Origin of the sequence: Acinetobacter sp. 1294243, assembly GCF_000588015.1 — a bacterium.
In the GTDB taxonomy this organism is placed as follows: Bacteria; Pseudomonadota; Gammaproteobacteria; order Pseudomonadales; family Moraxellaceae; genus Acinetobacter; species Acinetobacter pittii.
On record NZ_JFXG01000030.1, the window covers coordinates 13,031 to 29,114 of the forward strand.

9 protein-coding genes, 2 tRNA genes, 3 rRNA genes and 1 pseudogene are annotated in these 16,084 nt (G+C 42.3%); 12 read left to right on the plus strand and 3 right to left on the minus strand.

The features are described 5' to 3' along the window. Positions 1-20 precede the first annotated feature (20 nt). Positions 21-1,472, minus strand: coding sequence for a tRNA (N6-isopentenyl adenosine(37)-C2)-methylthiotransferase MiaB (miaB, locus tag J655_RS23240; RefSeq protein ID WP_032006498.1), 1,452 nt, complete (start codon positions 1,470-1,472; stop codon positions 21-23). A 287-nt stretch (positions 1,473-1,759) separates the two neighbouring features. On the opposite strand from miaB, the gene J655_RS23245 reads away from it, so the two are divergent. From J655_RS23245 to J655_RS23260, 4 genes are all read left to right on the plus strand, one after another. Beyond that, the gene (locus J655_RS23245; RefSeq protein ID WP_014207719.1) at positions 1,760-3,703 is read left to right on the plus strand and encodes a lytic transglycosylase domain-containing protein; all 1,944 of its coding nucleotides are present in this window, start codon (positions 1,760-1,762) and stop codon (positions 3,701-3,703) included. 57 nt (positions 3,704-3,760) lie between these two features. Beyond that, positions 3,761-4,423 (plus strand): ribonuclease T2 family protein, encoded by a 663-nt coding sequence (locus J655_RS23250; protein WP_005804634.1) that lies wholly within the window; start codon positions 3,761-3,763, stop codon positions 4,421-4,423. 211 nt (positions 4,424-4,634) lie between these two features. Then, entirely contained in the window at positions 4,635-5,621 is a 987-nt protein-coding gene (locus J655_RS23255) for a malate dehydrogenase (RefSeq protein ID WP_002119517.1), read from the plus strand. Between the two features lie 172 nt (positions 5,622-5,793). Next, entirely contained in the window at positions 5,794-6,039 is a 246-nt protein-coding gene (locus J655_RS23260) for a DUF2789 family protein (RefSeq protein WP_002119522.1), read from the plus strand. A 62-nt stretch (positions 6,040-6,101) separates the two neighbouring features. Here the strand turns inward: J655_RS23260 and J655_RS23265 are convergent, their stop codons facing one another. Continuing rightward, on the minus strand, positions 6,102-6,629 hold the full coding sequence (locus tag J655_RS23265) for a hypothetical protein (RefSeq protein ID WP_032006500.1): 528 nt from the start codon (positions 6,627-6,629) through the stop codon (positions 6,102-6,104). Between the two features lie 67 nt (positions 6,630-6,696). Continuing rightward, positions 6,697-7,302: a 2OG-Fe(II) oxygenase gene (locus J655_RS23270; RefSeq protein ID WP_032053329.1), complete on the minus strand. Its 606-nt coding sequence runs from the start codon at positions 7,300-7,302 to the stop codon at positions 6,697-6,699. Positions 7,303-7,419: 117 nt separating this feature from the next. Here J655_RS23270 and J655_RS23275 point away from each other — a divergent pair, with 117 nt between their 5' ends. From J655_RS23275 to rrf, 8 genes and pseudogenes are all read left to right on the plus strand, one after another. Continuing rightward, a complete protein-coding gene (locus J655_RS23275) occupies positions 7,420-8,277 on the plus strand; it encodes a 23S rRNA (adenine(2030)-N(6))-methyltransferase RlmJ (protein WP_002119552.1) in 858 nt (285 codons plus the stop codon). Between the two features lie 41 nt (positions 8,278-8,318). After that, positions 8,319-9,152 (plus strand): CDP-diacylglycerol--serine O-phosphatidyltransferase, encoded by an 834-nt coding sequence (gene pssA, locus J655_RS23280; RefSeq protein WP_002119541.1) that lies wholly within the window; start codon positions 8,319-8,321, stop codon positions 9,150-9,152. A 17-nt stretch (positions 9,153-9,169) separates the two neighbouring features. Next, positions 9,170-10,256: pseudogene (locus tag J655_RS23285) on the plus strand (DUF6670 family protein). Positions 10,257-10,699: 443 nt separating this feature from the next. After that, positions 10,700-12,237, plus strand: a 16S ribosomal RNA gene (locus J655_RS23290). Positions 12,238-12,296: 59 nt separating this feature from the next. Further along, a tRNA-Ile gene (locus J655_RS23295) sits at positions 12,297-12,373 on the plus strand. 55 nt (positions 12,374-12,428) lie between these two features. Further along, positions 12,429-12,504, plus strand: a tRNA-Ala gene (locus tag J655_RS23300). 352 nt (positions 12,505-12,856) lie between these two features. Then, a 23S ribosomal RNA gene (locus J655_RS23305) occupies positions 12,857-15,747 on the plus strand. Positions 15,748-15,933: 186 nt separating this feature from the next. Next, positions 15,934-16,048 (plus strand): 5S ribosomal RNA (gene rrf / locus J655_RS23310). Together the 16S, 23S and 5S rRNA genes with 2 tRNA genes alongside form the textbook arrangement of a ribosomal RNA operon. The last annotated feature ends 36 nt before the right edge of the window (positions 16,049-16,084 follow it).

Consider the following 16,084-nt stretch of genomic DNA (forward strand, 5'->3'; position numbering starts at 1 on the left):
GACTTTAGAATACCTCTACATTACGCCACGTCAGGCTCAAGATTCAAGAGCTCACCGTAAACTAAATTTAAAGTTTTAATTTCAGTAATCTCGATCTCTGCAAAACGACCTACCCAAGAAGCATCACCTACAAAAGTGACTAGACGTGTATTATCGGCTGTACCTAGTAAAATATTAGGGTCTTGGTCCGAAACTTTTTCAATAAGAACACGTTCAATTTTGCCAAGCATTGCATCAGTTTTTTCAATGCTAGACTGTTTAATCACTTTCTGAACTTGAGCTAAACGCTCTTTCTTAACGTGCTCAGGCGTAGTATCAGGTAAGTCTGATGCAGGTGTACCTGGACGTTTTGAATAAACAAAGCTATATGAGTGATCAAAATCTAAGTCTTTGATAAATTGAAGTGTTTCGGCGAAGTTTTCATCAGTTTCACCAGGGAAACCAATAATGAAGTCACTCGATAAGTGCATATCAGGACGTATTTTTCTTAATTTGGCAATCTTGTCGATATAAACATCAATCGTATGATTTCGCTTCATTGCCTGTAAAACATCATTTGATCCACTTTGAACAGGTAAGTGTAAATGCGACACCATTTGAGGTAAATCTTCATAACACTGAATTAGCTCGTCAGAGAACTCAAGTGGGTGCGATGTTGTATAACGTAAACGTCCAATACCTGGAATTTCTGCAACGAGTCGTAACAATTCAGGGAAGGTACAGATACCACCTTCAAAGGTTTCTCCGCGATATCCATTTACATTCTGACCCAGAAGTGAAATTTCACGGACACCTTTTTCCGCAAGACCTGCAATTTCTGCAAGTACATCATCTAATGGACGAGAAACTTCTTCACCGCGTGTGTAGGGAACTACACAGAAAGAACAGTATTTAGAGCAGCCTTCCATAATAGAAACGAATGCTTTAAAGCCTTCTACACGTGGTTCGGGCAAGAAGTCGAATTTTTCAATATCTGGGAAAGAAATATCAACCAGTTTGATTTTATCTTTTTTAGGTTTTTCTACTTGAGCATTATGTTGATCAAGCATTTGCGGTAAACGGTGTAATGTTTGTGGACCAAAAATCATGTCTACATAAGGCGCACGTTTTTGAATGTTGTCACCTTCTTGAGACGCAACACACCCACCCACACCAATCACAAGATCAGGGTTTTTGTCTTTTAGTTTGCGCCAGCGGCCTAATTCACTAAATACTTTTTCCTGCGCTTTTTCGCGAATAGAACATGTATTCATCAGCAGAATGTCTGCTTCATTAGGGTTGGTCGTTAAAACGTAGCCGTGAGAATCCCCTAAAAGGTCTGCCATACGGTGACTGTCATACTCATTCATCTGACACCCTTGAGTTTCAATATAAAGTTTTTTTATTGAAACATTAGTGGTGTGCGTTGGCTGGGTAACAGTGTTTTCTGAGGCAGCTTTGGCACCATTGGGAATGAAGGTTTGAACCGTCATGCAGGCTCCTAACAGATCGATCTAAAAAAGAATAAATTGGCCCAAAATGGGTCAAACCATCTATTATAGCAGTATTTGAGCTGAACCGATAACAGTAAACTTTCAGAACATGATACGGTTTTTGTGAAGTAAATTAGGTGAATTTTAATGATGTTGAATCATAGAGTTACATAACACAACAAAAGAAAGCACGAAGAATAATTAAACTATGCGTTGAAGGTGAATAGTCAGGGTTTAGCATATATATGAGACCAAGTAGAAAGAGCTCATCAATCCATAGTCGTGTAATGAAAAATAAATATATGCATCGTAGCTGGTTAGGAGCTATGTGTTTACTTGGTTGTTCATTTACCTATGCTGCCGAAGAGCAGTTTAATGATGCACTAAATGCTGCAAATAGTGGTAATACCGCGTTATTAGACCAATATCAGCTTGCTATGCAAAATGATGTGTTGGGATACTATCCAGAATATTGGAAACTTAATACAAACCTTGGCTTTCAACCTACTGCCTCTATCGTAAGCTTTGCTCAACGCTATCCACAGTCAGCAATGGCTGAAAAATTAGCAGCCGATTATGTTGAAGAAAAAGTTAAACAAGCTGACTTTGCATCTGCACAACCCGTCTTATCTTATGTCACCAACCCTGACCAAGCCGAAAATTGTGCTTTAGCACAAGTGCGGGCGAAAAGCGGTGATGCATTAGTTTTTGCTGAATATAAAGATGTTTGGTTAGCAACTGAATCACAACCGGAATCTTGCTTAGGTTTAGGGCGCATGATGTTATCTAGTCCTTTAATGAGTGCACAAGATAAACAACAGCGTCTATGGGTACAATTGCGTGCAGGTCTGTCTGGGCAGGCGCTCGCGACAGCACAAACTTTGGGCTTGAATCTTTCTTTAGCCCAGCTTAACCAAATTCAGGCCAACCCACTCAATTATTTATGGAGTGCGCCTAAAACAAATGATGCAGATTATGCTTATTTAATTTTCGCGTTAGGGCGTTTAGCTAATAATGACTTAAGTAATGCTTTTTCAAATGTGCAGCGTGTTGCCCAAGGTACGCCACAAAATGTTCAAAAATATTTATATCGTACGGTAGCCTATATTGGTGGCACCACGGTAATGAAAAATAATTTTAATCGTGAAGTTCTTCAATACTTTGATGCAAGTTATGGTTATCCATTAAGTCCGGAAGAAGCTGAAATTTATGCGCGTCAGGCGATTCGTTTTGGGGCGTGGGAAAGTTTAATTCGCGCTATCGATAGTATGACGGTAACCCAAAAGCAAGAAGATCGCTGGCAATATTGGCTTGCTCGGGCATCAGAGCAGCGTGGAGATAGTGCTTCTAAAGCAACAGCGCAACAAATTTATAGAAAACTGGCTCAGGCTGGTGATGACTATCATAACCTTTTAGCAAAAGATCGCTTAGGTGAACGTTATAACCATCAACCTTATGATGATCAGCCAACGGCAAGTGATTTAAGACGTTTAGATCAGAATATTCACTTTAATCGTGCTTTTACTTTAAGACGTATTAATGCAAATCCAACTTACACGAATCGAGAGTGGAATTGGGCAGTTCGTCAAGCATATCTTCAGCACGATGATGGTTTACTTTTAGCTGCGGCAAAGCGTGCTCATGACATGGGCTGGTATGATCGTGCAATTTATGCAGCAGATCGTACAACAAATAAGCATAATGATACTTATCGCTATGTAACTCCACATAAGACTAATGTCGTAAGTCATAGTTACAATGCAGGAATTGATCCTGCATGGGCTTATGGTTTAATGCGTCAAGAAAGTCGGTTTGTAACTTCTGCGCGTTCTCACGTTGGGGCGGGTGGTCTTATGCAAATTATGCCTGATACAGCGAAGTTGATTGCACGTCAAATGGGTGAAACTTATAATCCGGCTGCATTAAATGAAATGAATACCAATATTCGATATGGAACATTTTATTTGTCGATGATTCAGGGACAATTAAGCAATAACCCTGTTTTGGCGACAGCAGGTTATAATGCAGGGCCTAATCGGGCTAGACGTTGGCAGCCGGACTATCAATCAATTTCGGCTGACCAATATACTGAGACAATTCCATTGTTAGAAACCAGAGACTATGTCAAGCACGTTATGACGAATGCAACACATTACGGCGTAATATTGGGTCAAGGCGCCCAGTCGTTATCGCAGCGTATGAAAGTTATTCCAATGCGTACGTCGCCTTAACTTTAAGGTGGTTGATGATGGATCTTCTTTTAATTGGCATATTCAAGTTTTAATTAAATGAAATATAGATATTTGGAACTTCGTTCAATTTTGCAACTTGCATGGTGGCTCATCTGTGCGGGAGTAGGGTTGATGAGTTCCGTTTTACATGCCGAACCTGTTAATTTACAAGGGTATGTTATGCATGTGCAAATGACACCTGCCGCATGTGCATTAGATCCCTCTAAACAAAAACAACGTAAATGTCTTGAAGGATATTCACTGACAATTACAGGCCTCATGCCAGAAACAAACCAAAGTAACTGCTCAACAGACAGTTCTGCAACCTTGTCTCCATTGCAAGCCAAAGTCGTGGCTCGGGTTATGCCTGATAATAATGCTCGTGTACAGCTATGGAAAAGTGTAGGCGGATGCGTTCCTATGAATGCAAGCCAATATTTCCGTACGGTTATTAATTTTGCTGAACGTTTAAAAATTCCGGCTAGTCTCACAAGTTCAACAAATGTTGAAATGCAGCAATCCGCGTTAAGACAGCAGTTTGTACGTCTTAATCCGAGCTTACCTCAAAATGGTATCCGTTTTAGTTGTCAATTATCACGTTCGGATGTGGTCTTAACAGAAGTGAAAGTTTGTTACACGGTAAAGGGCCAATATAAACAGTGTGCAAATCATGTGGTATCGAATTGCCCTGGTGAAATCATGATTAAAGGTAGTTATTAAAGATTACGAACATTTCGTAAGGAAATGCTCATCATACATTGAATCTATTTGTAAAGATTAATTTGTATTTTCTATCAGACTTTTGGTGAAAACGAGTGGCTTTTACATGCATCTGCCAAATCTTTAGAGTACAATCTTTGCCGTTTATGATGATTTGGTTAGATGGAATTCCTATTTAGCCCGATTAAGGACACTCATTGGAGACAATTACATGAAGCAACCCGTTCGTGTTGCCGTGACTGGCGCTGCAGGTCAAATTGGTTACAGCTTATTATTCCGTATCGCAAGCGGTGAAATGTTAGGTAAAGATCAACCTGTTATTTTACAATTGCTTGAAGTTCCAGTTGAAAAAGCACAACAAGCGCTTAAAGGCGTAATGATGGAACTTGATGACTGTGCTTTCCCTTTATTGGCTGGCATGATCGGGACTGATGATCCGAAAGTTGCATTTAAAGATGCTGACTACGCATTGTTGGTAGGTTCTCGTCCACGTGGTCCTGGTATGGAACGTGCTGACTTGTTAAAAGTTAACGGTGAAATTTTCATCGGCCAAGGTCAAGCATTAAACGAAGTTGCTAGCCGTAACGTTAAAGTATTAGTTGTAGGTAACCCTGCAAACACTAACGCTTACATCGCAATGAAATCTGCTCCAGATCTTCCAGCGAAAAACTTCACAGCTATGTTGCGTCTTGACCACAACCGCGCGTTGACTCAAGTTGCTCAAAAAGCTGGTGTTGCAGTTGCTGACATCGAAAACTTAACAGTTTGGGGCAACCACTCTCCAACAATGTATGCTGACTACCGTTTTGCAACTGCAAATGGCGAAAGCTTAAAAGACAAAATCAACGATCCAGCTTGGAACAAAGACGTATTCCTTCCAACTGTTGGTAAACGTGGTGCTGCGATCATCGAAGCGCGTGGTTTGTCTTCTGCTGCTTCTGCTGCTAACGCTGCAATTGACCATATGCGTGACTGGGCGCTTGGTACAAACGGCAAATGGGTAACTATGGGTATTCCATCTGATGGTTCTTATGGTATTCCTGAAGGCGTTATGTTCGGTTTCCCTGTTACAACTGAAAACGGTGAATACAAAATCGTTCAAGGTTTAGAAATCGATGAATTCAGCCGTGAGCGTATCAACTTCACTCTAAACGAGCTTGAAGAAGAACGTGCAGCAATTGCTGACATGGTGAAATAATTCATCAGTTTGATGGGTTAAAAAAGCACTCTTTTAGAGTGCTTTTTTATTGAATTCTGAAAAAGCAAACACAAAAAGCAACAAGAAAATATAGACACTATCATGCAAGTAAAAACGTTTTATTGTTAGATTAGTTAATAGATGATTTAAAAGAAGTTATAGGAGAATAACAATGTTTGAACAGCAACCGACTTTAGAGCTTTTATTTGATCAGTTGGGTTTAGATTCTGATGAAGCAAGTATTGAAAACTTTATCAAAACACATCAATTGCCAGCCGAGCAAAAATTACATGAAGCGTCTTTTTGGTCAAAAGGTCAAAGCGATTTTTTGAAGAGTCATTGGGAAAAAGATGATGAATGGATTGTGGTTATTGATGAGCTTAATGAACAACTGCATGAAGACAGTGTGAAAAAATAATTTCAAAAAATAAAGCCTGTTTTACAAGTAATACGTAAAACAGGCTTTATTGCATTAATAGTTTAATGTGTCTTTACTTTTAATTTATCTTTATACCATGGCTCATGACGTACAAGGTCAAATACAGGTTGGCCATGAAGCAATTCAAGATCACATGTAGACGTTGATAAATATTTAGTTAACCAATGTCGGGTTAATGCTGACTCTTGTCGTGCTGCTGACGCATATGCCAAGAAGAAATAGATATCAGCATGTTCATGATGTGCTAATGGCTTCAAAATTTGTTGAGTAATCAACGCAAAACGTTTTTCTTTATTGAGTTCAAAGTAAAGCATATACGCTTTGGCTAAGTGTAAAGACAAATTAAGGTATAAGCTCAATGGCATTTCTTCATATTCCATACGAGCTTGTTCAAGCAGAACAATAGCTTCTTGTAAAAAATGAAGTTGTTCTTGGCGAACACGACTTAATATTACAAGTTGCATGCGTAACTCAGCACGCTCTAAAGCAAGCTCAGGCGTATTTTTAGTCAAATAAAGTTGGTCTGTTTCACCAATTCGGTTCACAATTGTTTTACTTTCAATAGACATACGCCATCACCTTTTTTAATCAATAGCTTTTATATCGGGTTCATTTACCAAATTTAAAGAGTAACCTTTAAACCCAAATAGAATTTCCACTACGAAGCCAAGCTGTAATAGAAAGTCTTTGTTGTTTTGAAATTAATACTTCATGTAGTAAATCGCTTTGGAATATTACCAGTCGATTGGGTTCGGGATTAACAATATGCCATTTCTCATTTTTATCTTGTAGTCGCAATTGTCCCCCCCAATCTTCTTGCCATTCTGGATGTAGATAATAGACAGTTGAGATAATACGATCATTTTTTTGTTGAGGATTGTCTCGGTGTAAAGCATAAAATTCACCCAAATTATAACGAGCAAAATGAGCTTCAACCTCTTTAATCCCTAAATAGAATGCTTGATTTAGACTTTGTGAAAATAAAGTTAAGGTTTCAATATGTTGCTGAGCAATAGGGAGCCGGTCATTAATCCAGAGAATATGGTCGCTACGAATATTGCTTACAACGCCGTTTTGAATGCCTGCTTCTCTAAATTCATCCATATGATGGCTACATTCTTGAGAAACCTGTGCGCGATATTGATCTGGATATGCTTGATTTATAATGGCAAAGCCATGCGCATTTAAATCATCTAAAAGTTGATCCAAATTCCATGAATCAGGAAGTGAGTGAGAACGCATATAACCTCGAGTAGATCGTAAAAATATCAAGCAGCTCTATTTTAGATGATCACAACCTTACGAAAGAATATTTTTTTCATGTTAAACTATTTGTTGAATTGAGGAATTAAAGTCAACATGAATTACCGTCACCATTTCCATGCGGGCAACTTTGCAGATGTTATGAAGCATGTGCTTTTGCTACAGCTTCTCAACCGTTTAAATGCTAAAGATAAACCTTATCGTTATATCGATACGCATGGAGGGGCCGGCAAATATGATTTATCTCTGGCACCTGCACAAAAGTCTGGAGAATTTCTCACAGGCATTCATCGTCTAGTTCAACTATCTGAAATGGAAAAGCGTCAGGCACCTGAAGCAATCCAACAATATTTGAAGTTAGTCGAACAATTGCGTTCTGAAGAAGGTAAGGGAAGCTATCCAGGTTCTCCTTGGTTCGCTCTGCAAGGCATGCGTGAAATCGACAAGGCGACTATATTTGAAATGCAGCGCGATGTATTTCAGCAATTACGTCATAACATTCGTGATAAACGTGCAGGTTTACATGAGCGTGATGCATATGAGGGCTTGCTCGGCGTAATTCCGCCAAAAGAAAAGCGCGGTCTGGTTATGATCGACCCTCCTTACGAATTAGAACGTAAAGACTTTCCGCAATTAGTTGAACTTTTACAACAAGCTTATAAAAAATGGCCAACAGGCGTTTTTGCAGTTTGGTATCCAATCAAAGACCGAGCGATGATTGAACGTTTTGAAAAGAAAATGTTTAAAACGGGCATCCGCCGTCAGTTAGTTTGTGAAATTTGTGTATGGCCAGATGACACCCCTGTAGGTCTAAATGGTTGTGGTCTATTAGTGATTAACCCACCTTGGCAGTTCTCTGAGCAAGCAGACCAAGCACTACAATGGTTATTCCCGCATCTTCGCATGCAAGAAACTGGTGGTCATGCTGCTGTTCGCTGGTTGGTAGGTGAGTAACAGTTAACTTAAATCAATGCACATGTTTGGAATAGAAAATAATGACAAATGCGCCTAAACCAGAGCAAGATTTAACTCATAATGAACATTCATTTGATGGGATTACATTTGAAGTGGTTGAAGAAGAAGATAATCCGGAAGGACAAAAAGTGAAGCGCCGAGGTATTTATCTTTGGCCTAACTTAATTACAACCGCTGCTCTGTTGTCCGGTTTCTATTCCATCATTGCGAGTATGAATGGGGATTTTAACCAAGCGATCTATGCCATTTTTATTGCAGCGCTATTGGATGGCTTAGATGGTCGAGTTGCTCGAGCAATTGGCGCACAAAGTGCTTTTGGCGAGCAATATGATTCTCTCTCAGACTTGTTAGCTTTTGGTGTGGCTCCAGCAATGCTGATGTATAGCTGGAGTTTGCATGATTTAGGTCGTATTGGTTTGGCTTGTTGTTTTGTTTATACAGCCTGCGCAGCCTTCCGACTAGCGCGTTTTAATGTGCAAATTGGCGTTGTTGATAAGCGTTATTTTATCGGCATTGCAAGTCCACTCGCTGCTATTATTATTATTTCACTCGTCTGGGTTGCTCGCGATTATCCTTTCATTTTTGATTTACGTGATATTGCGATTCAAACTATTAATGCTGTTCTTATGGTAATTGTGGGATTACTCATGATTTCCAATATTAAATATTATTCTTTCAAGCAGATGGATCGTAAACGCGTTCCTTTTGTAGTTATGTTGCCAGTAGTACTGATTTTTGCGGCAATCACTTATAATATTCCAATGGGCATTTTGACAGTTTCAATTATCTATGCTCTATCTGGTTTTGTTACGACTTTATTTGCACGCAAGAGTAATGAAACACTAAAAACATAAAATAGAAGAGGTTCAGTATGCCTAAGTTGATAAATGAAATTAATCAATTACAGCAGCTGGGCCCTAATGCTAAAGAGGGGGTTGTTTATCAACCTTCTCGTGGCTTTTTTAAAATTGTTTATCAAGGCTTGATCCTTCCAAATTTACCTACCCCACTTCGTTATTTTAATTACATTAGTTTAGTGGGACAGCCACGTATTCCTCTGTGTTATAACGCCCACAGCATTACAACTTCAGCTATCGACACTGCAACAGTGCTTGTAAGTAATAGCCAACATAGTGTGGGACATTTAAAAACATATTCTATTCGACGCCAATGCCAGTTTGATTCGGCGCTATATCAATTTGATAAAACCGACCTGATTCAATGGCAAATTCCTATGATTCGCCTTCAGCGATTAGACCCAGAAATGGGGTGTGATCTTAAAATTCAGATTCCAGAAAATATATCTAATGCCTCTGCTTTGCAGTGGGGTGTTTCTGACTATTGGTCAACATTATGTATATGTGAAGGTGAAATTTTTTATAAAGGACAGAAATATCAAATTGAAGGGTTGGGGCGATTTAAACACGCGCGAGCTTTGCATTTGCCGTTCTTGTCTTTATGTTTCTATACATGCCAAATTATAAACTTAAATGAAACGACGCAGCTTACATTCTTACAAATAAGAAATCAGTGGAATATCATCTTATGTTCAAGATTAGATATTCAAGAATTTGGGAAGCCTGTTGAAAGTTTTACAGAAGACGTAAATTTACATATCCACCGAGTTTATCCAAAGGTTAAAACACCGAATGGTAAAGAGATGTACTTGCCTAGGGAGTTTTCTTGGCAATGTGAGAAAAATGGAAAAATAATTTTTGAACTTTATGCACAAAGTCGTGGTGATTATAAGTTTGGGTTGGCGGCTGGATATGTGGGAAGCTTTCAATATCAATTAAGCTGGAATGAACAGTGTCTGCAAGGAGAGGGTGGATACTGTGAATATATTGATTGTCGTCCACTTAGATGGCAAGAAAAGAATCAGGACGAGAAAATTTTAGATAAATTGATGCTTTTACAACCATGTTTATATAAAAAATGACTATTTTTATCATTTTTGATTAAAAAGCGAACTGTTGTTGTACTAATATTAAAAAAAGGGTTGCAAAGGGATCTTAATCATCTATAATGCACATCCATCGGCGGTGATGCAGATAGAAACTTGTTGAAAAACAGTTACTTGAGATTAGATTGGTTGCTTTAAGTGATGAATTTGATGGTAAGTTGGTTTGAGAGATAAGTTTTAAAAATATCGAAATTACCTGTTGACTTTTAAGAGATTAAGAGTAATATAGCCGACCTAGCTTGCTGGTGACGAACCAGGAAGAAGATCATTAAGAGAATTGAAGAACAACTTGTGTGGATTTTTACTGGTTGATTAATCGAAATAATTTTCATTGATTGATTGGTTTAAATTACTCGAAGTTTATTTGAGCGAAATTTAAGTCAGTAATTGATGAGCCAGAATTGGTACCTTGTCTTTAAATAAGGTACAAAATGATTTTAACTGAAGAGTTTGATCATGGCTCAGATTGAACGCTGGCGGCAGGCTTAACACATGCAAGTCGAGCGGAGAGAGGTAGCTTGCTACTGATCTTAGCGGCGGACGGGTGAGTAATGCTTAGGAATCTGCCTATTAGTGGGGGACAACATTTCGAAAGGAATGCTAATACCGCATACGTCCTACGGGAGAAAGCAGGGGATCTTCGGACCTTGCGCTAATAGATGAGCCTAAGTCGGATTAGCTAGTTGGTGGGGTAAAGGCCTACCAAGGCGACGATCTGTAGCGGGTCTGAGAGGATGATCCGCCACACTGGGACTGAGACACGGCCCAGACTCCTACGGGAGGCAGCAGTGGGGAATATTGGACAATGGGCGCAAGCCTGATCCAGCCATGCCGCGTGTGTGAAGAAGGCCTTATGGTTGTAAAGCACTTTAAGCGAGGAGGAGGCTACTTTAGTTAATACCTAGAGATAGTGGACGTTACTCGCAGAATAAGCACCGGCTAACTCTGTGCCAGCAGCCGCGGTAATACAGAGGGTGCAAGCGTTAATCGGATTTACTGGGCGTAAAGCGCGCGTAGGCGGCTAATTAAGTCAAATGTGAAATCCCCGAGCTTAACTTGGGAATTGCATTCGATACTGGTTAGCTAGAGTGTGGGAGAGGATGGTAGAATTCCAGGTGTAGCGGTGAAATGCGTAGAGATCTGGAGGAATACCGATGGCGAAGGCAGCCATCTGGCCTAACACTGACGCTGAGGTGCGAAAGCATGGGGAGCAAACAGGATTAGATACCCTGGTAGTCCATGCCGTAAACGATGTCTACTAGCCGTTGGGGCCTTTGAGGCTTTAGTGGCGCAGCTAACGCGATAAGTAGACCGCCTGGGGAGTACGGTCGCAAGACTAAAACTCAAATGAATTGACGGGGGCCCGCACAAGCGGTGGAGCATGTGGTTTAATTCGATGCAACGCGAAGAACCTTACCTGGCCTTGACATAGTAAGAACTTTCCAGAGATGGATTGGTGCCTTCGGGAACTTACATACAGGTGCTGCATGGCTGTCGTCAGCTCGTGTCGTGAGATGTTGGGTTAAGTCCCGCAACGAGCGCAACCCTTTTCCTTATTTGCCAGCGAGTAATGTCGGGAACTTTAAGGATACTGCCAGTGACAAACTGGAGGAAGGCGGGGACGACGTCAAGTCATCATGGCCCTTACGGCCAGGGCTACACACGTGCTACAATGGTCGGTACAAAGGGTTGCTACCTAGCGATAGGATGCTAATCTCAAAAAGCCGATCGTAGTCCGGATTGGAGTCTGCAACTCGACTCCATGAAGTCGGAATCGCTAGTAATCGCGGATCAGAATGCCGCGGTGAATACGTTCCCGGGCCTTGTACACACCGCCCGTCACACCATGGGAGTTTGTTGCACCAGAAGTAGCTAGCCTAACTGCAAAGAGGGCGGTTACCACGGTGTGGCCGATGACTGGGGTGAAGTCGTAACAAGGTAGCCGTAGGGGAACCTGCGGCTGGATCACCTCCTTAACGAAAGATTGACGATTGGTAAGAATCCACAACAAGTTGTTCTTCATAGATGTATCTGAGGGTCTGTAGCTCAGTTGGTTAGAGCACACGCTTGATAAGCGTGGGGTCACAAGTTCAAGTCTTGTCAGACCCACCATGACTTTGACTGGTTGAAGTTATAGATAAAAGATACATGACTGATGATGTAAGCTGGGGACTTAGCTTAGTTGGTAGAGCGCCTGCTTTGCACGCAGGAGGTCAGGAGTTCGACTCTCCTAGTCTCCACCAGAACTTAAGAGAAGTTCGGATTACAGAAATTAGTAAATAGAGATTTCGGTCTTGGTTTATTAACTTCTGTGATTTAAGTATCACGGTATTAAGCATGACCTGACGAAGGCGTGTTTATTCATTAACAGATTGGCAAAATTGAGTCTGAAATAAATTGTTCACTCAAGAGTTTAGATTAAGCAATTAATCTAGATGAATTGAGAACTAGCAAATTAACTGAATCAAGCGTTTTGGTATATGAATTTAGATTGAAGCTGTACAGTGTTTAAGTACACAAACAACAGATAGTAGCGATGAAGAATCGCACGGACAACACTCACTTGTAGGTGTTGACGACTGTTTGGGGTTGTATAGTCAAGTAATTAAGTGCATGTGGTGGATGCCTTGGCAGTCAGAGGCGATGAAAGACGTGATAGCCTGCGAAAAGCTCCGGGGAGGCGGCAAATATCCTTTGATCCGGAGATTTCTGAATGGGGGAACCCACCTACTTTAAGGTAGGTATTGCAACATGAATACATAGTGTTGCAAGGCGAACGAGGGGAAGTGAAACATCTCAGTACCCTTAGGAAAAGAAATCAATTGAGATTCCCTCAGTAGCGGCGAGCGAACGGGGATCAGCCCATTAAGTTATGTGTGTTTTAGTGGAACGCTCTGGGAAGTGCGAACGTAGAGGGTGATATTCCCGTACACGAAAGGGCACACATAATGATGACGAGTAGGGCGAGGCACGTGAAACCTTGTCTGAATATGGGGGGACCATCCTCCAAGGCTAAATACTCCTGACTGACCGATAGTGAACCAGTACCGTGAGGGAAAGGCGAAAAGAACCCCTGTGAGGGGAGTGAAATAGATCCTGAAACCGCATGCATACAAGCAGTGGGAGCACCTTCGTGGTGTGACTGCGTACCTTTTGTATAATGGGTCAGCGACTTATATTCAGTAGCGAGGTTAACCGTATAGGGGAGCCGTAGAGAAATCGAGTCTTAATAGGGCGTTTAGTTGCTGGGTATAGACCCGAAACCAGGCGATCTATCCATGAGCAGGTTGAAGGTTGGGTAACACTAACTGGAGGACCGAACCCACTGTCGTTGAAAAGCCAGGGGATGACTTGTGGATAGGGGTGAAAGGCTAATCAAGCCTGGTGATAGCTGGTTCTCCCCGAAAGCTATTTAGGTAGCGCCTCGGACGAATACCATAGGGGGTAGAGCACTGTTTCGGCTAGGGGGTCATCCCGACTTACCAAACCGATGCAAACTCCGAATACCTATGAGTACTATCCGGGAGACAGACTGCGGGTGCTAACGTCCGTAGTCAAGAGGAAAACAATCCAGACCGCCAGCTAAGGCCCCAAAATCATAGTTAAGTGGGAAACGATGTGGGAAGGCATAGACAGCTAGGAGGTTGGCTTAGAAGCAGCCACCCTTTAAAGAAAGCGTAATAGCTCACTAGTCGAGTCGGCCTGCGCGGAAGATGTAACGGGGCTAAAACTATGTGCCGAAGCTGCGGATTTGACATTAGTCAAGTGGTAGGGGAGCGTTCTGTAAGCCGATGAAGGTGTATTGAGAAGTATGCTGGAGGTATCAGAAGTGCGAATGCTGACGTGAGTAACGACAAAACGGGTGAAAAACCCGTTCGCCGAAAGACCAAGGGTTCCAGTCCAACGTTAATCGGGGCTGGGTGAGTCGACCCCTAAGGCGAGGCCGAAAGGCGTAGTCGATGGGAAATTGGTTAATATTCCAATACTTCTGTGTAATGCGATGAGAGGACGGAGAAGGTTAAGTCAGCCTGGCGTTGGTTGTCCAGGTGGAAGGATGTAGGTATGTATCTTAGGCAAATCCGGGGTACTCTATACTGAGATCCGATAGCAAGCTGTACTTGTACAGTGAAGTGGCTGATACCATGCTTCCAGGAAAAGTCTCTAAGCTTCAGTTACACAGGAATCGTACCCGAAACCGACACAGGTGGTCAGGTCGAGTAGACCAAGGCGCTTGAGAGAACTCTGCTGAAGGAACTAGGCAAAATGGTACCGTAACTTCGGGAGAAGGTACGCTGTTGTTGGTGATGGAACTTGCTTCCTGAGCTGACGACAGCCGCAGAAACCAGGCCGCTGCAACTGTTTATTAAAAACATAGCACTCTGCAAACACGAAAGTGGACGTATAGGGTGTGATGCCTGCCCGGTGCTGGAAGGTTAATTGATGGGGTTAGCGTAAGCGAAGCTCTTGATCGAAGCCCCAGTAAACGGCGGCCGTAACTATAACGGTCCTAAGGTAGCGAAATTCCTTGTCGGGTAAGTTCCGACCTGCACGAATGGCATAATGATGGCGGCGCTGTCTCCAGCAGAGGCTCAGTGAAATCGAAATCGCTGTGAAGATGCAGTGTACCCGCGGCTAGACGGAAAGACCCCGTGAACCTTTACTGCAGCTTGACACTGAACTTTGACCTTACTTGTGTAGGATAGGTGGGAGGCTTTGAAGTTGGAACGCTAGTTCCAATGGAGCCGTCCTTGAAATACCACCCTGGTAATGTTGAGGTTCTAACTCTGTCCCGTTATCCGGGACGAGGACCGTGTCTGGTGGGTAGTTTGACTGGGGCGGTCTCCTCCTAAAGAGTAACGGAGGAGTACGAAGGTGCGCTCAGCGTGGTCGGAAATCACGCGTAGAGTATAAAGGCAAAAGCGCGCTTAACTGCGAGACCCACAAGTCGAGCAGGTACGAAAGTAGGTCTTAGTGATCCGGTGGTTCTGTATGGAAGGGCCATCGCTCAACGGATAAAAGGTACTCTGGGGATAACAGGCTGATACCGCCCAAGAGTTCATATCGACGGCGGTGTTTGGCACCTCGATGTCGGCTCATCTCATCCTGGGGCTGAAGCAGGTCCCAAGGGTATGGCTGTTCGCCATTTAAAGAGGTACGCGAGCTGGGTTTAGAACGTCGTGAGACAGTTCGGTCCCTATCTACCGTGGGCGCTGGAAATTTGAGAGGATCTGCTCCTAGTACGAGAGGACCAGAGTGGACGAACCTCTGGTGTACCGGTTGTGACGCCAGTCGCATCGCCGGGTAGCTATGTTCGGAAGGGATAACCGCTGAAAGCATCTAAGCGGGAAGCCTACCTCAAGATAAGATTTCCCTAGGAATTTATTCCTCTAAAGAGCCGTTCGAGACTAGGACGTTGATAGGTTGGATGTGGAAGCATAGTGATATGTGAAGCTGACCAATACTAATTGCTCGTGAGGCTTGACTATACAACACCCAAGCAGTTGTATATGAAGCATCAATCGATTCATAAACATGCAAAGCAACTTGATTTAGTTATACTACTAGCTAAAATGAACAACGAAAAATCAGACCAATCAGCCCATCTGTAAAGATTTGGAAAACGCAACGTATCACACAGTGAATAAAACGAAGCAAGTATCCATACCAGTTGTGCTGGCGACCATAGCAAGAGTGAACCACCTGATCCCTTCCCGAACTCAGAAGTGAAACCTCTTAGCGCTGATGGTAGTGTGGGGTTACCCATGTGAGAGTAAGTCATCGCCAGCTCATTATTCTAAACACCCCCGTTCTAACGAATGGGGG